Here is a 21,955-nt window from a genome sequence, read left to right as displayed (position 1 = left end):
TAAAATCTATTATAACACAAGTAAAGGAGAATTCACTATGGCTAAAGGTTTTGGCAAAGGTTTCTTGACAGGCGTTCTTTCTACCGTTGCTGTGGCAGCAGGTGCTATCTTCACCGTTCATAAAACAATTATCGAACCAGAAGAAAAGAAAGAAGCCTTCATTGAAGAAAATCGTAAAAAAGCAGCACGCCGTCGCGTGTCACGTTAAGGAAAAGTTGGATGAAACGTCCAGCTTTTTTCTTTTGGCAGCAACATAAAAACAGCCCAAAACGGACTGTTGACTTCAGCATTTTCCTACAAAATAATCTCTTCCTTCTCAATCAAGACAATGGTCCACATCATGACCAGGGTCACCACTGCTAGTGCCAAAATCAGCGGTAACCATGACCCAAATACTGGAAAACTATAGCCCAGGAGACCTGGACCAAAGGCAGCAATCAGATAGCCGCCCGTCTGCACCATACCGGATAATTGGGCAGTCGCCTGTGGGTTGCTGGTTTTCAGGGTAAAGCCCAGCATCATATAAGGGAACAATGCACCATTGGTAAAGCTCAAAATCAAATGAATGGCGGTCCAAATGGCAATATTTACAGGCGCTAAGGCCATGAGAGCGAGACCTACTAGAGAAACAGCGGAGATGATTAACATTATCCACCTACGCCCATCCTTGGTCTGACGTGAAAGAATAGCCGGTGTCACCATAGACATGGGAATGCCCATGAGATTGTACATGCCGGACATGAAACCAGCCTCAGCCTTGCTAAAGCCAATGGACTGAGCAATGGTTGGGAGCCAGGTAATCTCTGTATAGAAGAGCACCGACTGGAGACCGCCGAAAATCAGAAAGGCAAGTGCAGCCTTATTTTTCCAAAGAGATTGACCAGATGACTTTTCCTGATTACTTTCAAAACGATGATTATGGCGGACATTTGGCAGCCAAATCAAGAGGGCCAAAAAGATTACGGCCGTGACCAGATAGATAAAGGTCTGCCATGAAGTCGCCGTAACCACAGGTACTGCCGCCATAGAAGCCGTAGTTCCAGCCACCCCCATCAGGGTCACATAAATAGTGGTATAAAGCCCGATTTTCTTAGGAAAATTGGCTGTCACAATACTTGGCAGCAGGACATTGATAAAGGCAATGGTCCCGCCCAGCAAAACGGTTCCTGCAAACAAGCCCACTAGACCGCTGGCCCGCATTCCTGAGCCAATAGTCATGATGAAGAGCACCAGCGCCATCAACTTTTCCAAGCCTAGCTTGCCAGCCAAGCGCGGTGCCAAGGATGAGCAGAGGGCAAACATAATCAGCGGAATAGAGGTCAGAACCCCCAGCGAGCTGACTTGTACCCCCAAGCCAGCTGCGATGTCCGTCAAAATGGCAGGCAGGGCTGTAAAGGGAGCCCGCATAACCACACCCAGCATAATAATGCCAGCTACCATAAATAGCGATTGTTTTTTCATATCGTGATAGTTGTCCTTTCTCTAACGTTCGGATTTCAGCATTTATGATTATACCATACTTGACAAATGATAGAAAGTTATTCTGTTTTATTTCTGGTTATAGTTTCAAGCTATATCATTTCACATTAAATAACTATTTTTCAAATGGGAAAATTTGCGTTAGAATACAAACATACCAAACGAAAGCGAGAAAATATAACATGACACAATCAAGATTCCTACTAGTTGGCTCCCTCCTCCGCCCTTCAGCCCTTGGAGAATACAAGCGCCAAATCGAAGAGCGTGATGACATCAAGTACCCATTTTATGATGCCTTCGACGGCTACAAGGAGACTGAAACTGAACTCATCGAGAAAATCGTTGCGGAACAAAAAGAAAATGGTCTCGACATCGTGACTGATGGCGAATTTGGTCGCTCTATGTGGCACCTGGACTTCCTCTGGGGCTTTGAGGGTATCGAGCGTTACATTGCTGATCACGGCTATCCATTTAAAGACCACGATGGCCAGCCTTATGAAACTCGTAAGGACATCGGTCTTCGCATTACCGCTCCACTTTCTTCTAAAAATCACCACTTCATCGATATTTACAAGCAAGTACAGGAATTGGCTGGGGACACGACAACCAAGCAGACTATCTATGGACCAGCTCATGCCTTCAATGAATTGATTATTTTCAACGGTCAGGTTGGACCAGATCAAGTCTACAAGACCCGTGAAGACTTGAAAGAAGGCCTCATTGCTGCCTACAAGGAATTCTTGGACCAGTATAAGGCTGCTGGTGGTCAGATTGTTCAATTTGACGACTGTCTCTGGGAACTCTTCGATCCATCAAATCCTGTGCCATTCTTGCCACAGGATGACCCAGAAGCTTTGGCTGCTCTTGCAGATGAATTTATCGCTATCAACAATGCCGTTGCTGACTACGGTCATGAAATTGGCTTGACAGTCTGGACCCACAACTGCCGTGGTAACTATGAAAGCCGCTCTGCAGCTGGTGGTACTTACGAGGCTATCGCTGAGAAATTCTTGAAAAACCAGCGTTACAGCCGTTTCTTCCTGGAATGGGATGATGAGCGTGCCGGCGATTTGAAAGCTTTGGAAAGCTTGAAAGATTCGGATGTCGAAATTGTTCTGGGTCTGCTTTCAAGTAAGACTTCTGAACTCGACGATGAAGAGCGTGTTTACAAACTCCTCGAAGAGGCCAGCAAAATCATTCCAAAAGAACGCCTCTACCTGTCACATCAGTGCGGTTTTGCATCATGTGACTCTGGCAATGAGCTTGCTATCCCACAACAATGGGCGAAAATCAAACAAGGTCAAGACATTGCAGCCAAATTCTGGGCTGAATAAAGAAGTAAATCAAGGAGCCATCAGCATTGCTGGTGGTTTTCTCATGTTCAAAATCGCCTGACTCACAAAACGACCCTGAAACTCAAGCTACAGGGTTGTTTGTCTATCTAATAAAGTAATTGTGCCAAAATCAAAACCGCAATCAGGGCCAGCAGATGACCGACATTGACAACGATAAAGGAATGTTTCAAGCCCCGCTTCATGCTCAATTTGGCCAGGTTATGGAAGGTAATCATAACTCCCGATTGGGGAACAACTGTCAGCACCGCCGAGGCAATAACCGTCACCCTGTGCAAGACCTGGGGATCGATACCCGAATCAAGGTAGGCAGGTAAGAAATTGCTGGCAGCAATCCCTACCGCACCAGACGAAGAGCCAATGATACCACCAATTAGGGCAGTCGACACCGAAAGACTAATCAGGGGCGAACCAGAAATCTGTCCAATCCAGTCTTGGATAAGCAAGAAGCCTGAGGACATGGCCAAGACCGTTCCGAAAGCCACTGTGCTAGAAGTCGCAAATGCAGGTAGAACAGATGCCGTTGTCCCTTCATTTAAGAGAGTTTGCTGATTGACCAGATTCTTACGGAAGAGAAGACCTGACACCAGTATGGCCACCGTTAGCCCCACAACCAAGATATAAGGCGTTTTCTGAAAGATGTAAATAGTTGCAACCAAGCTCAACATGGGCAGGCTTGCCAAAACTAGATTAGGAAGATTTGCGTTATCTGTAGTCACAATTTCCTCATCACGCTCAGTATACCCCTCATTTCTCGCCATACTTTTCTTCAAGGCAAACCGCATATAGGTCAAACCAAAAACGACTAAAATTAAGCTTGAAACCAGGATCAAGAGCGGTGCGGCGGTCAAAGTCGTCCCCAAAACCTTGGTTGGAACCGCATTATGAATGGACGGCGTCCCTGGCAAACTGGACATGGTCAGGGTGCTGACACCTAAAAAAACTGGAATTGGAAATAGTTCCCAATTGATATTCAGCTCCTTAAAGAGCGGTCTCGACAGAGGCAAGAGGGTGAAAATAACCACAAAAAGGCTGACACCTCCATAGGTCAACAAGGAGGCAATCAGGGCAATAGCCAGCAATACCTTATAAGGACTTTCCTTACCAACCACTCGCAAAATACTATTGGCAATGGTCTGGGTAGCACCACTTGCTTCCATATACTTGGCCAGTATGGAGCCCAGCATAAAAATAGCAAAGTTATTTATTAAAAAACCAGCCAGGCCAGTCATATAAGACTGCTCCTTGCCCAACATGGTCTCTAAAATAGGCATTTGATTGGTCAAAGCCACGATCAAGCTCGCCAAGGGGGCCGCAACCATCACGTTTAGATTCTTTGTGGTCCAATAAATAATGGCCACAATCGCCAAAAATACCCCTACTACTCCTAAAATTGTCATAGTTCTCCTTTAATGAAAAGAGGGATTGCTCCCTCTGAATTTTTACCTATACTGTCGAATGTCTTCTTTCCCTTGAACCTTTGCCAGCAGCTGGGCCACTGTCTGCCCTAGGATTGGATGGACATAATTAGCCGCAATATCAGCCAGAGGCTGTAGGACAAAGGCCCGCTCATGGGCATAGGGATGGGGCACCGTCAGCCGTTCGGACTGGATGATTTCCTGGTCCCAGAAAATAATATCCAGGTCAATGGTCCTCTGTCCCCATTTTTCAATACGCACACGGTCCAAGTCCAGTTCGATTTTTTGACAGATTTCCAAAAATGCCAGAGGCTCTAAATCCGTAAAGACCCGACAGGCTAGATTGAGAAAGTCAGCCTGGTCCGTCTTGCCCCAAGCTGGTGTCTCATAAAGAGCTGATACGGCTCCCAGCTGACAGGCAGGATGATTATCCAAACTCTCCAAGGCAGCCTGCAAATAGGCCCTACGGTCCCCCATATTGCCACCAATGCTCAGATAAGCTGTGTGTTTCATGGGCGTTCACGCTCCAACTCAATACCAACTGAATCATAGTGGCCTGCGATAGGCGGATTTTCCTTGTGGATGGCCAGCCTGATCTTCTCTACTTTGGGGAATTGGTCAAAAATATCCTGACAAATCAGCCCTGCCACTTTTTCAATCAGAATATAGGGTTTGCCTTCGACCACTTTTTTCATAGCCTCGAAAACAAGGCCATAATGAACTGTATCTTCCAAATTATCCGACAAAGAGGCAGCGGTTAAATCTAGAAACAAATCGCAGTCCACCGTAAAAATTTGCCCCAGGGTCTGCTCTTCCTTGAAGGCGCCGTGGTAGCCGTAAAATTTGCATTGTTTGAGTGAAATCTTATCCATTCTTGCTCCCATTCACTAATTGGTCCCAGACAGTAACCAGATCTCGATTGGCTTGGACATTGTGGACTCGGACCATTTTACAGCCCTTGGAAATAGCCCAAGCAGACAGGGCTGCCGTTGCCTGATCCCGGTCAGCTGCCAAGGTATTGCCACCCAAAAGATGGTCAACCACCCGCTTACGGGAAATCCCAAAAAGAACTGGATAACCAATCCCAGTAATCTGCTCCAAACCTTGGAGAAGATCCAGATTGTGCTGGGCATTTTTGGCAAATCCAAACCCAGGATCCAGCCAAATCTTGTCAGCCGAAATACCAGCTGCTAGGGCTGCCTGAGCCCGCTCCGCTAGAAAATCTCGCACTTCTTGCACAATATCCTCGTAGACTTCCTCTGTTTGATTGTGCATGAGGATAATGGGGACCTGATACTCCGCTGCCAGGGCCAGCATTTCTCCGTCATAGAGACCTGCCCAGACATCATTGAGAATGTCTGCACCAGCCTCCAGAGCCGCACGCGCTGTCCCAGTCTTATAGGTGTCGATAGAAACCAGGCAGTCAAAATGCTCCTTTATAGCACGAATAATCGGTACCACACGGGCTATTTCCTCCTCTTGGGAAACAAATTCCGCCCCCAGTCGGGTAGACTCGCCACCGACATCGATGACCTGGGCACCTGCTGCCAAAAGCTCTTCAGCCTGCGCTAGGGCAGCCTCTACTTCATTAAATTTTCCACCGTCAGAAAAAGAATCCGGCGTGACATTGAGAATGCCCATTATGGATACTTGCTGGTGTAAGTTGTCAATCGACATAGCTCCTCCTATCTGTGAATCATGGACAGCAATTCACGACGCAAAACAGCATCTTCCTTATATTTTCCAAGAGCAACTGTGGTCACTGTCTTGCTGCCTGGCTTGCGAACACCACGCATACTCATACACATGTGTTCCGCCTCCACCATAACGTAGACACCTTCTGGCTCCAAGGCGTCCTGCAGGGCATGGGCTACCTGGTGAGTCAAGCGCTCCTGCAATTGTGGACGGCGACTAGCCACTTCCACCGCACGCGCCAATTTGCTGAGGCCTGTCACACTACCCTTGCTAGGTAGATAGGCCACATGCGCCACCCCATAAAAAGGCACCAAATGATGCTCACACATGGAGTGAAAGGGAATATCCTTGACCAAGACCACTTCCTCATGCCCCTCCGAAAAGACCGCCGTAAACTGATCCTTAGGGGCTTCATTGAGACCAGAAAACATCTCCTGGTACATCTTGGCCACACGCTTTGGCGTATCCAGTAGTCCCTCACGGTTAGGGGCCTCGCCCAATAATTCCAACAATTGGTAAATGGTTTGTTCAATTTTCTCTTGCTTTGACATAATACATCCCCTTGTTTAATGTTCTTATTATACCCTAAAAAGGCTCCTAGGAAAAGTCTTACTCCCCTTTGTGATATAATGAAACAAAGAATTGTAAGGAGAGCGCCACATGACCAAGAAACCCGTCCAGTTAGCGACGATTTGCTATATTGACAATGGCAAGGAATTTTTATTACTTCACCGCAACAAGAAAGAAAATGATGTGCATCGCGGCAAGTGGATTGGCGTCGGCGGAAAATTAGAAGCCGGTGAGACCCCTCAGGCCTGCGCAACCCGTGAAGTCTTGGAAGAGACAGGCCTTACGGCCACCAAGTTGGCTCTGAAAGGCATTATTACCTTCCCTGACTTCACCCCCAATATGGATTGGTACACCTATGTCTTCAAGATTACCGAGTTTGAAGGCAACCTAATCGACTGTAACGAAGGAGATTTGGAGTGGGTACCCTATGACCAGGTCCTATCCAAGCCCACCTGGGAAGGCGATCGACATTTCCAAGAATGGCTCTTAGAAAACAAGCCCTTCTTCTCCGCCTGTTTCCGCTATGACGGAGATAACTTACTAGACTACTCAGTGGATTTTTATGAGTGATAAACAGCTTAAAACCTGCAAGTCAGCTGACCTGCAGGTTTTAAGTTATTCTGATACTGGTTGCTCTGCTTGAGATTGAGCCCGCTTGCCTTCATCAAGGAGGGCTGCAATAATCTTCTGGTCACGCAGTTTGACGGAATCGTTGATGGTCTCAGCTGAGTGGATAATAGCCGCCTCCAACTCACGGCGTTTCTGACGCCCTTCATCAATAGCGGCGATGATTCCGTTGTTCTGGGCTACCAGACTTTCAGCCAATTTTGTCACCGACTGAACAGCCAGGGTCGGATTTTGAGCTGTGCGTTCCATCATCGGAATGGCTTCCTTAGACGTATCTGCCAGCATCTGAAGAGCAGCATTATTGGCATTGACGATGGCATCAGCCGTCTGACTGGACTTGATAGATTGCTGCAAAATACCTAACTGGGCGATGGATAACTTCATGGTCGGAATGGTATTGCGACGGAGCATGCCCAAACGCTGTTTCATGTCAGACGAGACCTTGACCAGATTCCGCATCTGTGGGGTCGTTGTCCAGGCCACATAGAGACGACTCAGGTATTCAGAATGCTGTTGCTCCAAAATATTAGCCACTTCTGTAATCCGCGCCAGCTTCTCAGAGGCTACCTGATAGTCAACAGTGGTCGGAACTAGGCTAGCCAGTCTTTCCTGCTCTGCTCTTGCTCGCTGAGCGGCCTCTTGACCTGTCGCCTCGATAAAGGCAATGACACCGACCAGATTCTCGATAGACTTGGTATTGTTTTCAATCAAGAGCTCGGCAGAAACGATATTGCGCGAGAGAACTTCTTCCTGCTTGACCACGCTGGCTGCCATAGTATCCATTTTCTTTTCGATGGTCTGGGAATCGAAGTAAAATTCCTGCAAGTCGTTCTTGGTCTGCTTGAAAAGACGCTGGAAGAAACCAGGTTTCTTCTCCAATTCAGCCGTGCTTGAAATGTCCTTATACTTGGCCACAAAGCCGTTAAGTTCACGGTTGGTATTGGCCAAAAGCTCATCCACCTGCGGAATTTCAATCTTCTTCTGCTCACTCAAGATGTGGTTGACCGTTGCATTGACCTCCTCAACCGCCTCCTTGCCAAAGTCCAGGAGGGCGTTCTGGTTAGATACAAAATTATCCACCAACTGCGGTGCCTTGGCCTGGATCCCGGCCTGCTGTTCAGGTGTCAATTGGGCAAGGAAGGATACTTTCTGACTGTCACCAATGGGCGTAGCCTGGATGATTTCCGTTGTCTTGTCCTTCTGGTTCAAGCCGTTGCTGGCAATGGCATCTATATCAAAATTAAATCCTGACATCTTATTCCTCTACTTTCTTGTCACGTTTCATCATACGCAGGCTGACTTCAAAATCCTGCATATCGGCTTCGTTAAACTGGCGAATGGTATTATCCAGGTCACTATCAAAGGTCTCCATGGCAGATTTTGCCTGGGCCAAACGTTCTTCCGCATTGAAATAATCCTTGGGAGACTGCTTGATTTTCATATACCCCTGCAAAATATCCTGGAAACGCTGCATATTGGCCTCATGAATGGCCGTCAGCTCTTCCTTCTTATCCGTTGTCGCCTCTAATTTCTCTAAAATAACTAGATGATCCCGTTGGATATTGCAGTAGGTCTCAAGAATTTCCGGCGTCAGGTCCGCAATCAACTCCTGCTCCGTCAGCTCCTGCTTGGCTTGAACGAAAGGCTCTGCCTCCTTGACAGGTTCTGCTGACTTTTCAGGAAGTTTGAGCTGATACTTGAGCTGGAGAGTGTCCACAACTTCCTTACTCTTATAGGCGTCTAAGTACTTACCAACCTTTTGATAGACTTGGTCCAGCTCAAAGAGTTCTGCCAGCAAGCGTCCCCGCAATTGCAGAACCGCCTTGTCCTCCCCATTCTCAGCCAAGAGCTGCTGGTGCTTGGAAAATCCCGCACTGATGGACCATACCAGATTTTCCAACCGCTGGATAGATGAACGGTTGAGCATCCGATGAACCGCAGGACGATTCTTCACATAGAGATAAACCAGTCCCAGAGGCAAAATAATATACCAAAAATTTATCAAAATCCCCAAGACAATGAACAGGGCAAGGATAGAGCCCAAACCATCATCTTTTTTATAGCGTTTTTTACCCATACGTTTTCCTCATTTTTCCATTATATTATATCATATTCCTCCCCATCTATGAAAAATTTACCAAAGAAAAAAGCCGGGTTTCCCCAACTTTTTAGAAGGCCTTGGCCTGGGTTGCATGGATGCTGTCAATGGAAATGCCAGAGGTGGCAAACAGGTTCTCCAATTCCTCTACAGCGATGTGGCCTTCGATTTGAACCTCGATGACCACATTGCCTTTTTTAGTCTGTAATTGAACGGTGCTAATGATATTGTAGCCCTTGTCAGAAATAATCTTGATAATCTTCGCAAGCTCACCAGCCTTATTTTCAACTAGGAAACGAGCCCGCACGCCCTCTTCTCCATAGCCTGAAACGTGGAGGAAGGCAGCAAAGATATCGCGGTCTGTGATGACACCGTAGAGCTGACCATTGTCCACAACCGGCAGGATGCCGACCTTATTTTTATACATGAGGTAGACCGCATCCTCCAAGCTGGCATAGCCTGAAACTGTGATGACGTCCTTAATCATGACATCCTTGACCTTGGTCTTGTTGAGCAGGTAGTTCATCTCGTAGATAGACAGGCTGGTCGCCTTTGACGGACTAGCCTCTGCGATGGTCCCTTCTGTTACCAAACCAACCAATTTATCATTTTCAATGACCGGCAAGCGGTGCAAATCCTGCTCACGCATGATGTCTGCAGCATGGGCGATCGTTGTATCTGGTGAAATGTAAACAACCTTACGGGTCATAAAATCTTTAACGGACATGGAACTTCCTCCTCGATATTTTCTACACCTATTATAGCAAAAAACGAAAACGATTTCAATATCTTATGAAAAGAAATGAAAATCAGTGATCAACGACCACTGATTTGTTAGAAACTAGATTCACAAGCAAGGTACTTTAAGTTTTTTAATGGAATACTGACTGTATTTCGAGAAAAAACGAACAAAACTTGCCTTAGCTCAGGTGCCGAATTGTGAATACAGGTTCTAAAATTATACACCCTTAACTGCGAAATAGATCCCGCTTGGGCAGGCAAAGTTAAAGTTAGGGAAGGGCTGTTCATTGACTGGGCTGCAGGTATCTGTCAAACCAGCGATGCGCTCCTGAAGGCCTGCAATATCGGATGTTTCAAACAAGACGCTCGGTACATTGTCCAACACCTCTGGCGATACTTGAGCGATAAATTCCTTGGCATAAACCGTAATCGTAGTCGTCGCATCCGCATGAGACTTCATGTCAAAGGTCTCAAAGCCCATCATCTCCGCTTCATTTTCAATGACAAAACCTGCCGCTGACCAAAAACTTTTTTCTGCCGCCACATCATCCACATAGAGCATGAGGCCCAATTCTTTATTAAACATCTGTTATCCTCTTTCTAAAACGATACTGCTAATCATAGCAAGATATGGTTCAAATTGCAAGAATGAATTCCTAACCTTCTAGCGATTTGTCGGCTGCCTGGGCCAGTCTCGCTTCTTCCAACTCAGCCTGCTCACGCGCCTGCTTTTTCAGACTCTTAATCTCGCTCTTCAAGCCCATATTTTTTGCCATTCCAAGCAAATATTGGATGACCAAGCCAAGAAATACAGAGCCGAGAATGACCAAAATCAAGGGCAGACGGAAATAACCAAAGATATAATTGACCTTGACAACCTGTTGGTTAGCCAAAGACAAGACCACTGTCAGAACGATAATAACCAGTAAGCCGATTAGGGATAGTTTTTTCTTCATATAGCACCTCTTTCATCTGTCAGTCTATCATAAAACAGGAATCGTGACAAGGAAGGGGGATTGGGAATTGTATAGGAATATTTTCAGAAATTACTGCTTTATTTTTTTACATATAAATAGACAGATGAATCAAATGAAACACCTGCCTATTCTCAATTTTTTTCATTTTCCAAAGAAACTATTCCCTGGAAAATAAGGAGGAACCTATGACAAAATATCAGTAAACAATCGTTGTTTTATCATCCAACATAAGCAACGCTACCTCTTGATATAAGTATATATCCTCATTATAATTTTTGCAACAAGTTTTTAGTTTGATATTTGTAAATAGGATACAATTTTTAAACTCTCAAAACTAAGAAGACACAAATAAAAACATTCAACAATTTCATAAGTTCCGCTGCTTTCCCACCCTCAAAAATGGACTTTTCTTCATTTCTTTCCTATTTCATGATACAATAGAGCTATGAGAATCCAACAATTATATTATGTTATAAAAATAGCAGAGACAGGGAGTATGAACGAGGCTGCAAAACAGCTTTTCATTACCCAACCAAGCCTGTCCAATGCTATCCGCGACCTGGAAAAAGAGCTCAATATCAAGATTTTTTTCCGTAATCCCAAAGGCATTACCCTGACCAAGGACGGGATTGAGTTTCTATCCTATGCCCGCCAGATTGTCGAGCAGACCGAGCTGCTGGAAGACCGCTATAAAAATCCCAACGCCAAGCGCCAACTCTTCAGCGTATCCTCCCAGCACTACGCCTTTGTGGTCAATGCCTTTGTCTCCCTGCTCAAGGAGACTGAAATGGAAGACTACGAGCTCTTCCTGCGGGAAACCCGGACCTGGGAAATCATCGATGACGTCAATAATTTCCGCTCAGAAATCGGCGTCCTCTTCCTTAATAACTACAACCGTGAAGTCCTGCTCAAGTTGCTGGATGACCACAGGCTCTCCCATACGCATCTTTTCACTGCCAAGCCTCATGTTTTCGTCAGCAAGACCAATCCACTGGCACAAAAGAAAAGTATTAGCCTGGACGACCTAGCCGACTATCCCTACCTCAGCTATGAACAAGGGATTCACAATTCCTTCTACTTTGCCGAGGAAATTCTCTCCCAAGTCCACCACAAGAAATCCATCGTCGTATCCGATAGGGCCACCCTCTTCAATCTCCTGATTGGGCTAAACGGCTATACGGTTGCGACTGGTATCTTGAACTCCAACCTGAACGGGGACAATATCGTCTCCATCCCGCTGGATTATGACGATGAAATCGAACTCATCTACATCAAACATGAGAAAGCTGTCCTATCCGACATGGGGGAAAAATTCATTGCCTATCTCCTGGATGAAGTAAAATTCGATAAAAAATAATGACATATTTAAGTAGATTTCTTCTATCAATATATGTTATAATGCTATCATGAAAGCAGTTGAAAGTGATGTTGGAAATATTTCAACAAAATCACGGGAACCGCTTTCATTTTTTTGTTCTTTATGCTATAATACTTCTATAATAAATTTTAAGGAGTGATGAGATGGCTCAAAATAAAATGTTAGCTATGATACTTGCAGGTGGACGGGGAACCCGTCTTGAAGGTTTAACAAAAAAGGTGGCCAAACCTGCCGTTGCCTTCGGTGGAAAATACCGCATCATCGATTTCCCTCTCAGTAACTGTGCCAACTCTGGTATCGATATTGTCGGTGTCTTGACCCAGTACGAACCGGTCTTGCTCAACTCATACGTTGCCCAATCACAGCGTTGGGGGTTGGATGTCCAAGGTTCTGGTATTTTTGTCCTGCCACCAAGTGAGAAAATCGAAGGTTTTGGTCTCTATAAGGGCACGGCTGACGCCATCACTCAAAATATCGACTTCATTGATTTGAATGAGCCTGAGTATGTCCTCATCCTGTCTGGTGACCACATCTACAAGATGAATTATGACAAGCTCTTGGATACCCACATTTCTAAGAAGGCTGATGCGACTATTGCGGTTATCGAAGTGCCTATCAAGGAAGCGTCGCGCTTTGGTATCATGAACACAGATGATGAGTATCGCATCGAGGAGTTTGAGGAAAAACCAGCCAATCCTAAGAGCAATCTTGCCTCAATGGGTATCTATATTTTTACATGGAAAACACTCAAGAAATACCTCCTGGAAGACGACAAATCAGAAACCTCATCACACGACTTCGGCCACGATATTATTCCAAAATACCTGGCAGATGGTCGCACTCTGATTGCTCACCCATTCCGTGGCTACTGGAAGGACGTGGGTACGGTTAATAGTCTCTGGGAATCTAACATGGACCTGATTGACCATGCAGATGAGCTAGACCTGTCTGACCGTTCATGGAGAATCTACTCTGAAGACAAGGGCTCTCCTGCTCAAGTTATCAGTGCTACTGCCTCTGTCAAGTCTGCCTATATCGACAAGGGAGCCATTATTGATGGTGCCATCGAGCACTCTGTTATCTCAAATGATGTGCAAGTTAATGTCGATGCGGTTGTCAAAAATTCTGTCCTCCTACCTGGTGCTATCATCGGTGAGGGCGTTGAATTGGACTATGTCATCGTGGCTGAAAATGTCAAGATTGCGGACGGTGTCAAATTGGCTGGCGAACCAGACAATATCCTCTTGATTGATAAGAATGTGAACAAGTAAGAAAGGTCGATTATGTTAAGAAATACTCTAGGAATTGTAAATATTGAAGGGAATAATGTGCACTTCGGCAATGTCATGGACCACCGTGGTGTGCAAGCCTTTGGTTTCCTTGGCCGCTACCGCTTGATTGACTTTGTCTTGTCCAATATGTCCAACTCTGGCATTACGGAATTTCAGGTCTACATGCCTGCCAAAATGCGCTCAACCATCCAGCACGTCGGAACTGGTAAGCACTACAACATTAACAGTAAGCGTGGTTCGCTCCGTCTCTTGAACGGCGTGACCGACCCCAACTCTGTTTACCAGCATGACATCAATGCCTTTTCAGAAAATCTTCATTACATTGAAAGTTCGACCAAGGAATATGTGCTGATTGCGCCATCTTACTTCCTCTACAGCCAAGATTTCACAAAGGTCATGGCAGAGCATCAGGAAACTGGAGCTGACATCACCGTTCTCTACAAAAATGTTATGGACGCCAAGGAGAATTTTATCGGATGCCAAACCTTGAAATTCGATGATGACAAGCGGGTCGTGGCCTTTGAAGAAAACCACGGTAAATACAAGAATCGTCCTGTTTCACTTGAAGCCTACATCATGAAGCGGACCACCTTTATCGAGCTCATCCGCCGTGCCAACAAGGTTTCCTCGCTCTACTGGCTCAAGGATATCCTGCGCGATGTGGCTGACCAGTATGTCATCCGTGGCTACGCCCACCGTGACTTCGTTGCCTGCATCAACAGCATTGATAGCTATTTCAATACCCAGCTGGACCTCTTGCAGCGTGACACGCGCAAATTGCTCTTCAAAAATGATTGGCCTATCCATACCCAGACCAGCGATTCATCTCCTACTCTTTACGGACCACTGGCAGATGTCAAACGATGCCTGATTGCCAACGGTGCCAATATCAATGGTCAGGTTGAAAATTCTATTATTGACCGGGATGTCATTATCGAGGACGGGGTGACCATTAAGAACTCCATTATCTTAAATGGTGTAACGGTGCGCAACGGTGTCACTATTGAAAATGCCATTATCGATAAGGCGACCAAGATTGTTCATTCTACGGATATTAAAGGAACTGCAAGTAATCCAGCCTATATCAAGGCACATCAAATCATCTAGGAGTAAACATGACAAAAAAATCTGTACTCTTTGTAGCATCTGAGGGACTTCCATTCATCAAAACTGGCGGCTTGGCTGATGTGATCGGCTCTCTGCCAAAAGAATTGGTCAAACAGGGGATGGATGTTCGGGTTGTGCTGCCACTTTACAAGAAAATCGCCATCAACAACCATGCTGATTTTGATTATGTATCCAGCTACGATGTGCGAGCAGGCGATATCCAGTCCATGGCCAATGTCTACAGCCAGGTCGTCGATGGTGTGACCTTCTACTTCATCGAACATCGTGATTTCTTTGAGCGTGACGAGCTCTATGGCTACGATGATGACGCCATGCGGTTTGGATTCTTCCAGCATGCGACCTGCCGTCTGCTTGAGGCTCTCAACTTCTTCCCAGATGTCATTCATTCCCACGACTGGCATGCGGCGGTCATGCCCTTCCTCTGCCGGACCTTCTACAGCTACCGGGAGGAATTCCGTAATATCAAGCATGTCTTTACCATTCATAACCTGGCTTTCCAAGGGATTTTCAACAAGCAAGCCCTCTGGTCTGCCCTGGGGATGGACTACAGCTACTATCTGGATGGTATTGCACGTTTCCACGACGAATGTATCAGCTTTATGAAGCTAGGTATACTCTACGCTGACAAAGTAACGACTGTTTCTGATACCTACGCCAGAGAAATCCTTACCGAAGAATTCGGTGAGAATATGCAACATGTCTTGGAACTGCGCAAGTATGATTTGACAGGCATTGTCAACGGCATCGACTACGATAGCTGGAATAGCCAGACAGACCCATACTTGGTGAAAAATTATTCATTTGCTACTCTTGCTGATAAAAAGGCCAATAAACTTACCCTCCAGGCTCAATTTGGCTTGCCGCAGGACGAGAATGTCATCATGGTAGGTATCGTATCTCGCCTGACATGGCAGAAAGGCTTCTACCTCTTAACTGAGGTGCTCGGCCATCTTCTTCAAGCCCATGTGCAATTTGTCATCTTGGGTAATGGTGAAGCAGACGTTGAAAATGCCTTCAACCACTTCAAGCATGCCTATCCTGAAAAATTTGCCTTCTACCGTGGCTACAATGAACCGCTTGCCCACCAAATTTATGCAGCAAGTGACCTCTTCCTCATGCCATCCATGTTTGAGCCCTGTGGTATTAGCCAGCTGATTTCCATGCACTATGGGACCCTGCCACTTGTCCGTGAGACAGGGGGATTGGTGGACACCGTCAAGCCATACCACATCGAAACAGCTCAAGGAACTGGCTTTAGCTTCGGCGGCCGTGATGCCTACAGTATGAAACAGGTCTATGACCTGGCCCTACAGACCTACTACGACCGACCAGAAGACTGGAATGCCATGGTCAAGCAAGCCATGGAAGAAGACTTCAGCTGGACCTCTTCAGCTGAGAAATATATCTGGCTCTACCGTGAAATTAGTGGCTAGGTAAGATTTGACCACAAACTGAAGGGGAGTGCGACCAAGGTCCACTCCTTTTCCACAAGGGAGATTGTTATGACAGAATTTACTGATTTGGATTTATACTATATGAATTCCGGTGAGCACACCACACTCTATGAGAAAATGGGGGCTCATATCATCAAGGAGCGTAATAAAATTCTTGGCACCCAATTTCGTGTCTATGCTCCAAATGCGAGAGAAATCTTTTTAGTTGGTGATTTCAATAACTGGGATCGCAGTCATCCCATGAATCGGGAAATTGACGGGGTCTTTGAGCTCTATGTGCCTGATTTGAAATCACTGGAAGACTACAAATACCTGATTATCAGCCATGACGGTCGGGAAATTTATAAGGCAGACCCCTATGCCTTTTTCAGCCAGGTCCGGCCCAATACTGCCTCCACGACCTATAACAGTCGCTACAAGTTTAAGGACGATATCTGGATGTATGACCGGGTTTCTTACGATTTCAAGGAAGAACCTGTGTCTATTTACGAGGTTCATCTGGGTTCTTGGAAACAAAAGGTTGTCAATCAAAACCAGGCTGGAGCCCCGCTTGAATCCTTCTATTCCTATAAGGAAATCGCCCCTCTCTTGATTGACTATGTCAAGGAAAACAAATTCACTCACATCGAGCTGATGCCCATCACCGAGCATCCTCTGGATGCCTCTTGGGGCTATCAGGTCACTGGCTATTACAGTCCGACCAGCCGCTATGGCAAGCCTGATGAATTAAAATACCTGGTAGACCAGTGTCACCAGGCTGGGATTGGGGTTATTTTGGACTGGGTTCCCCTCCACTTCTGTAAGGATGCCCATGGTCTCTATCAGTTTGACGGATCCTGGCTCTATGAGTATTTCCATGAAAATGACCGTGAAAATAGACAGTGGGGTACGGCTAACTTTGACCTGGGCAAGGGCATTACGCGGTCCTTCCTCCTCTCTAACCTTAAATACTGGCTAGACAACTTCCATTTTGACGGCATTCGGGTCGATGCCCTTTCCTACCTCCTCTATTGGCGCGGAGAAACCGAAGAGAACAAAATCAACCATGCCGCAATTGACTTTATCAAGCGGGTCAATGCCATGGTTCACACCGATTACAAGGGCGTTCTCATGATTGCCGAGGATTCCTCAAGCTATCCAAAAGTCACCCATGCACTGGAAGACGGCGGTATTGGCTTTGACCTCAAATGGGACTTGGGCTGGATGAATGATACCCTGAAATTTGTCGAGCGTCCGTCTGTTTATCGTAAATACCATTCCAAGGAAATCACCTTTGGCATGTATTACAATCAAAACGAGCACTACCTCCTACCCCTGTCCCACGACGAGGTTGTCCATGGGAAACACTCTATCATTAATAAGATGAACGGGGATTTTGAAGATAAATTCCACCTGGCCCGTGTTTACTACAGCTTCTACTATGCCCATCCTGGTAAAAAACTCCTCTTCATGGGTAATGAATGGGGCCACATCCGCGAATGGCATGAATATACAGAAATGGACTGGGGATTGCGCCTTTATCCAAACCACGAGTCCTTCTACCAGATGATGAAAACCCTGTCTAACTTCTATCGGGACAATGATGCCTTTTGGAAATACGACCATCAAGCCTATGACAAGGGCTTTGATTGGATAACAATCGATGAAGAGGCCAGCGTCTACGCCTTTGTCCGCAAGAGTGATGACCAGGAAATTCTAACTGTTCATAACTTCAATGATCAGGAGGTCTTCGATGTGCACCTAGCCCTACCAACAGATTCTGAATACAAACTGGTCTTCTCATCCAATGCCATTCCAATGGAATCCTTCAGCCTTTATCCGGATGAAAATGGAGCCAAGATTACTGTTCCAAGGTTGACGTCCTTCTATCTGGAGCGAGTGAAATAGCGATAAAATCTTGTGCCTTTGGTGCAAGATTTTTTTCTGTGCATTTGAGGAAAAATTCCACACAAAAAAGCCAGCCACTGTTTAGATGACTGACCTATGTATTCTATTCAACTGCTGTGTAAGTTGCTGCTTTCTCAAGGAAGGCGTCAAATTCACCTTTGGCTTTGACATCAGCGATAACCTTGTCGATTTCTGCTTTGAGGTCTGCGCTGCCTTTTGGAAAAGCAATGACTTTTGAATTTTCATCAATGGTTGGGAACTCAGCTTTGGCGATGGCCAAGTCAGCATTTTGTGAAACATAACCTGCTGCCACTGGCGAGTCCATCAAGACTGCATCAACCTTACCAGCCTTCAATTCGTTGACCGCTTCGCCCATCGAAGTGAGAGAAACAATCTTAGCACTGCTCAAGTTTTCTTTAGCATACGTTTCTTGTGTAGAACCTTTTTGAACGGCCAAGTTAAGACCTGCAAGAGCGTCGGTGTCTTTAATCTGATCTGCCTTGTCCTTGTTGACCAAGAGAACATCTGAAATCAGGTAATATTCTTCAGAGAAATCAAATGTTTTCGCACGTTCTTCTGAGTAAGAAATACCCGCAATGGCGATATCTGCCTTGCCATTTTGCACGCTGGTCAAGACGTTGTCAAAGTTCATTGGAGAGATTTCCAATTTTACGCCCAATTCATCAGCAATTTTCTGTGCCAACATGATGTCCGCACCAACGACTTCGTTTTTGCCGTCTACAAGTGCTTGGAATTCAAAAGGTGCATAGTCTGGGCTAGTAGCTGCGACCAAGGTACCTTTTTCCTTGATAGCATCCAAAGTTGACTTGCTTGACTCCGTCGTTGACGATGAACAAGCTGCCAAGGTAAGACCAGCTACAACAGTTGCCGCAAGAGTTAAAATTTTATTAAATTTCATGATAATTTCCTTCTTTATTGCTTATGTTTTCAGATATTCTGAAACAACATGACCTATTATATGGCATTTTTATTCATTTGTCAACGGGAGTGCTTTGAATATTTATTCTTTATTTACTGATTGACTGTTGGTAGGCTTCTTCGACAAAGTCTGACATCTTGCCTGACTCAACCAGCTCTTTCACGACCTTGTCAATCTTAACTTTCAGCTCTGCGCTTCCTTTTGGCATGGCAACAGCATAAGAGTCCGAAATGGTTGTCTCAATGTCCATGTCCACAATTTGCAGGTCTGGGTTGCTACCCACATAAGCCTTAGCAATCGGTTCTTCAAAGATTACGCCGTCCAATTGGCCAGATTTTAATTGCTGGATCAGGTCGCCGTTCTTCTCTAGACTGAGGATGGATGAGTCAGCAAAAGCCTCCTTGGCAACGGATTCTTGGATAGAACCTTTCTGGGTACCGATGGTTACTGATGCGAAATCTTCAGCCTTGCTGTATTTAGCTGCGTCATCCTTTTTGACAATCATCTTATTGACCGACTGGTAGTAGGCTTCTGAGAAGTCGTAGGTTTTGGCGCGTTCTTCTGTGGCAGAAATCCCTGAAATACCAACGTCCGCCGTACCTTTTTGGACACTTGCCAATACGTTAGAGAAGCTCATTGGTGAGAACTCTACTTCCACGCCCAATTCTTCACCGATGGCCTTGGCCAACTCGATATCTGCCCCTACGATGGTATCCTTACCGTCAATCAATTGCTTGTATTCAAAGGGCGGGAATTCTGGGTTGAGGGCAACGACCAGGGTCCCCTTGTCTTCGATTTTTTCAAGTGTGGTTTGGTCGCTGTTTGATGAACCACATGCAGCCAAAGCCAAACTAGCAAAGCAAACTGTCGCAAATGTATAAACTTTTTTTAATTTCATGATAATCTCCTTTTTATGCAATAGACACTATTTTTATACCATACATTTCGTATGTTTATGCCATTTTATACCATAATTATGCAATTGTCAACCATAAAATCCGAATTTTTATACATTTTCTTGAAAAAATGAAAAATGCTGAAAAAACACCCTGTTGCCAGAGTGTTCCAGTTATCAGTTTTTAATCAATTTCTAAGCCGCCTGTATACAGTCTGTAGTAGACGCCTTTTTTCTCCATGAGCTCTGCGTGGTTACCACGTTCGACAATGCGGCCATGGTCCATAACCATAATGACATCATAGTTGACAATCGTCGACAAGCGGCGGGCTATGACAAAGACGGTCCGGCCCTGCATGAGCTTATCCATACCTTCTTGGACCATTTTCTCGGTCAAGGAGTCGATAGAGGAAGTCGCCTCATCTAAAATCAGGACCGGAGCATTGGCTAGGGCTGCCCTGGCAATAGCAATCAGCTGACGTTGACCATTTGACAAGCCAGCCCCATCACCGCTAATCTGGGCGTCGTAGCCATTTTCCAAATGTTTGACAAAGCGGTCAACATTAGATAATTTTGCCGCAGCCAGTATCTCATCTCGACTGGCAGCTTCATTACCATGGGCGATATTTTCCGCAATGGTCCCTGTAAAGAGGTGGGTATCCTGCAAGACGATGCCCAGGGATTTTCTCAGAGAAGCCTTATCAATCAAGCGAATATCAATTCCGTCGTAGGTAATCATGCCTGACTGAATCTCGTAGAAACGATTGATGAGATTGGTAATAGTCGTTTTCCCAGCTCCTGACGCTCCAACAAAGGCAATCTTCTGCCCCTGCTCAGCATAGAGATCAATTTCAAACAGCACCTGGTGGTCCGCATCATAGGCAAAATTAACATTTTCAAACACAACTTTCCCCACCAGAGGAATCAAGCTAAAGCTACCATCTGTTTGAGGGTGTTTCCAGGCCCAGAACCCCGTTTTCTCAGTGGTTTCGACCAGCTGCTGGTCTACTTGTCTATAATTGACAAGAGTCACCTGGCCTTCATTGACTTCATCTTCTTGGTCCAGCAGGTCAAATATCCGATCCCCACCGGCCAAGGCCATGAGGACAAAGTTGAGTTGCTGGGTCACATTGGCAATGGGTTGGACCAATAAACGATTGAGTTGGAGGAAGGTCACCAAGCCTTCGATGGTAATACCAGCCATACCTGTCACGCTAAAATAACCACCCAGAACCGCAATCAGAACATAGGAGACATTTCCCAGATTCCCAATCGTTGGGAAGAGAATATTCCCGAAAGAATTGGCCTTGAATGAGGATTCAAACAGGGCCTGGTTATAACGCTCAAAGTCTGCCATGACTTCTTCTTCATGAACGAAGGCCTTAACCACCTTTTGCCCAGCAATCATTTCCTCGATATAACCATTTTCCGCACCAAGATTAGCCTGCTGATTCTTAAAGTAAACCTTGGCCTTCTTGGTAATGACCCGGGCAGTGAAGAACATGATAACCAACATCAGAAAGACCAGAAGAAAGAGTTGAGGACTGATACGCAGCATGGACACGGTCACACCGCTAATGGTAATGATAGAGACCAAAAACTGCGGAATGGATTGCTCAATAGCCTGGCGCAAGCTGTCAATATCATTGATATAGACGGGTATGGCTGTCAAAATACTTGACCGGAAGCCCCTGCATTTTCTCAAACATGGCCTTGCGGAGATTTTTGGTAAATCCAGCCGATGCAATACCGGCGAATTTACTAGAGACCCGCCCCAAAAACAAGGAACAGAGGGCACTGACCAGCATCATACTACCGTAAATCAGAATTCTGTTCAAGTCGCTCCGATTGATCCCTTGGTCGATAATCGCCGACATCAAAAAGGGAATGGATAGCTCGAACAGCACTTCAATCGTCATCGCCAAGAATGCCAAAATCGAGGGTCGCTTATAGTTACCAACATGGCCTAGTAGTATCTTATACATTACTCTCCTCCTTTATTGCGATTATCACTAACTATTATT

Annotated in this window: 21 protein-coding genes and 1 pseudogene; 8 read left to right on the top strand and 14 right to left on the bottom strand. The window is 45.7% G+C overall.

Annotated elements, in window-relative coordinates; genetic code table 11:
• The first annotated feature begins 37 nt into the window (after positions 1–37).
• The gene (locus tag ACVC7T_RS00370; RefSeq protein ID WP_105122767.1) at positions 38–208 is read left to right on the top strand and encodes a DUF3042 family protein; all 171 of its coding nucleotides are present in this window, start codon (positions 38–40) and stop codon (positions 206–208) included.
• A gap of 86 nt (positions 209–294) precedes the next feature.
• Here the strand turns inward: ACVC7T_RS00370 and ACVC7T_RS00365 are convergent, their stop codons facing one another.
• Positions 295–1,461 carry an MFS transporter gene (locus ACVC7T_RS00365; protein WP_447262251.1) on the bottom strand — a complete coding sequence of 389 codons (1,167 nt, stop codon included), beginning with the start codon at positions 1,459–1,461 and terminating at the stop codon, positions 295–297.
• Between the two features lie 200 nt (positions 1,462–1,661).
• Here ACVC7T_RS00365 and ACVC7T_RS00360 point away from each other — a divergent pair, with 200 nt between their 5' ends.
• On the top strand, positions 1,662–2,813 hold the full coding sequence (locus ACVC7T_RS00360) for a cobalamin-independent methionine synthase II family protein (protein WP_447262250.1): 1,152 nt from the start codon (positions 1,662–1,664) through the stop codon (positions 2,811–2,813).
• A gap of 107 nt (positions 2,814–2,920) precedes the next feature.
• Here ACVC7T_RS00360 and ACVC7T_RS00355 read toward each other — a convergent pair whose 3' ends face one another.
• The 5 genes from ACVC7T_RS00355 to folE are packed head-to-tail and all read right to left on the bottom strand — an operon-like array spanning position 2,921 to position 6,495.
• Positions 2,921–4,231 (bottom strand): GntP family permease, encoded by a 1,311-nt coding sequence (locus ACVC7T_RS00355; RefSeq protein ID WP_447262249.1) that lies wholly within the window; start codon positions 4,229–4,231, stop codon positions 2,921–2,923.
• A 42-nt stretch (positions 4,232–4,273) separates the two neighbouring features.
• Complete coding sequence (folK, locus tag ACVC7T_RS00350) at positions 4,274–4,762, bottom strand: 2-amino-4-hydroxy-6-hydroxymethyldihydropteridine diphosphokinase (RefSeq protein WP_105110474.1); 489 nt, start codon at positions 4,760–4,762, stop codon at positions 4,274–4,276.
• Complete coding sequence (gene folB, locus ACVC7T_RS00345) at positions 4,759–5,121, bottom strand: dihydroneopterin aldolase (RefSeq protein WP_105110475.1); 363 nt, start codon at positions 5,119–5,121, stop codon at positions 4,759–4,761. The genes folK and folB overlap by 4 nt, the downstream gene beginning before the upstream one ends.
• Entirely contained in the window at positions 5,114–5,926 is an 813-nt protein-coding gene (gene folP, locus ACVC7T_RS00340; protein WP_105110476.1) for a dihydropteroate synthase, read from the bottom strand. The genes folB and folP overlap by 8 nt, the downstream gene beginning before the upstream one ends.
• Before the next feature lie 8 nt (positions 5,927–5,934).
• The gene (gene folE / locus ACVC7T_RS00335) at positions 5,935–6,495 is read right to left on the bottom strand and encodes a GTP cyclohydrolase I FolE (RefSeq protein WP_447262248.1); all 561 of its coding nucleotides are present in this window, start codon (positions 6,493–6,495) and stop codon (positions 5,935–5,937) included.
• A gap of 109 nt (positions 6,496–6,604) precedes the next feature.
• Here folE and ACVC7T_RS00330 point away from each other — a divergent pair, with 109 nt between their 5' ends.
• Positions 6,605–7,084 (top strand): NUDIX hydrolase, encoded by a 480-nt coding sequence (locus tag ACVC7T_RS00330; RefSeq protein ID WP_257117854.1) that lies wholly within the window; start codon positions 6,605–6,607, stop codon positions 7,082–7,084.
• Positions 7,085–7,129: 45 nt separating this feature from the next.
• On the opposite strand, the gene ACVC7T_RS00325 is transcribed toward ACVC7T_RS00330, so the two are convergent.
• The 5 genes from ACVC7T_RS00325 to ACVC7T_RS00305 all read right to left on the bottom strand — a co-directional run bounded on the left by ACVC7T_RS00325 (position 7,130) and on the right by ACVC7T_RS00305 (position 10,936).
• Positions 7,130–8,395 carry a toxic anion resistance protein gene (locus ACVC7T_RS00325; protein WP_172009976.1) on the bottom strand — a complete coding sequence of 422 codons (1,266 nt, stop codon included), beginning with the start codon at positions 8,393–8,395 and terminating at the stop codon, positions 7,130–7,132.
• A 1-nt stretch (position 8,396) separates the two neighbouring features.
• Positions 8,397–9,218: a hypothetical protein gene (locus ACVC7T_RS00320; protein ID WP_105161180.1), complete on the bottom strand. Its 822-nt coding sequence runs from the start codon at positions 9,216–9,218 to the stop codon at positions 8,397–8,399.
• A gap of 91 nt (positions 9,219–9,309) precedes the next feature.
• Entirely contained in the window at positions 9,310–9,966 is a 657-nt protein-coding gene (locus tag ACVC7T_RS00315; RefSeq protein WP_125265649.1) for a CBS domain-containing protein, read from the bottom strand.
• Between the two features lie 231 nt (positions 9,967–10,197).
• The gene (locus ACVC7T_RS00310) at positions 10,198–10,566 is read right to left on the bottom strand and encodes a glyoxalase (RefSeq protein WP_105161179.1); all 369 of its coding nucleotides are present in this window, start codon (positions 10,564–10,566) and stop codon (positions 10,198–10,200) included.
• A gap of 70 nt (positions 10,567–10,636) precedes the next feature.
• The gene (locus tag ACVC7T_RS00305; RefSeq protein WP_105161178.1) at positions 10,637–10,936 is read right to left on the bottom strand and encodes a LapA family protein; all 300 of its coding nucleotides are present in this window, start codon (positions 10,934–10,936) and stop codon (positions 10,637–10,639) included.
• A 466-nt stretch (positions 10,937–11,402) separates the two neighbouring features.
• Here ACVC7T_RS00305 and ACVC7T_RS00300 point away from each other — a divergent pair, with 466 nt between their 5' ends.
• The 5 genes from ACVC7T_RS00300 (at position 11,403) to glgB (ending at position 18,096) form a co-directional block, all read left to right on the top strand.
• Entirely contained in the window at positions 11,403–12,314 is a 912-nt protein-coding gene (locus ACVC7T_RS00300) for a LysR family transcriptional regulator (protein WP_105110484.1), read from the top strand.
• Positions 12,315–12,478: 164 nt separating this feature from the next.
• Positions 12,479–13,606, top strand: coding sequence for a glucose-1-phosphate adenylyltransferase (locus tag ACVC7T_RS00295; protein WP_105110485.1), 1,128 nt, complete (start codon positions 12,479–12,481; stop codon positions 13,604–13,606).
• Positions 13,607–13,618: 12 nt separating this feature from the next.
• On the top strand, positions 13,619–14,734 hold the full coding sequence (gene glgD / locus ACVC7T_RS00290) for a glucose-1-phosphate adenylyltransferase subunit GlgD (protein ID WP_105110486.1): 1,116 nt from the start codon (positions 13,619–13,621) through the stop codon (positions 14,732–14,734).
• 8 nt (positions 14,735–14,742) lie between these two features.
• Positions 14,743–16,188, top strand: a complete 1,446-nt coding sequence (glgA, locus tag ACVC7T_RS00285) for a glycogen synthase GlgA (protein ID WP_105161176.1) — start codon at positions 14,743–14,745, stop codon at positions 16,186–16,188.
• A gap of 69 nt (positions 16,189–16,257) precedes the next feature.
• Complete coding sequence (glgB, locus tag ACVC7T_RS00280; protein ID WP_447262247.1) at positions 16,258–18,096, top strand: 1,4-alpha-glucan branching protein GlgB; 1,839 nt, start codon at positions 16,258–16,260, stop codon at positions 18,094–18,096.
• Positions 18,097–18,199: 103 nt separating this feature from the next.
• Here glgB and ACVC7T_RS00275 read toward each other — a convergent pair whose 3' ends face one another.
• The 3 genes and pseudogenes from ACVC7T_RS00275 to ACVC7T_RS00265 all read right to left on the bottom strand — a co-directional run bounded on the left by ACVC7T_RS00275 (position 18,200) and on the right by ACVC7T_RS00265 (position 21,916).
• Positions 18,200–19,015, bottom strand: a complete 816-nt coding sequence (locus tag ACVC7T_RS00275; protein WP_447262246.1) for a transporter substrate-binding domain-containing protein — start codon at positions 19,013–19,015, stop codon at positions 18,200–18,202.
• A gap of 109 nt (positions 19,016–19,124) precedes the next feature.
• Positions 19,125–19,937 (bottom strand): transporter substrate-binding domain-containing protein, encoded by an 813-nt coding sequence (locus ACVC7T_RS00270; protein ID WP_447262325.1) that lies wholly within the window; start codon positions 19,935–19,937, stop codon positions 19,125–19,127.
• A 178-nt stretch (positions 19,938–20,115) separates the two neighbouring features.
• A pseudogene (locus ACVC7T_RS00265) lies at positions 20,116–21,916 on the bottom strand (ABC transporter ATP-binding protein).
• Between the last annotated feature and the right edge of the window lie 39 nt (positions 21,917–21,955).

The organism is Streptococcus sp. P25B114, assembly GCF_053010325.1.
The sequence above is the reverse complement of the archived record's forward strand: the minus strand, read 5'-3'. Positions and strand labels throughout refer to the sequence as shown.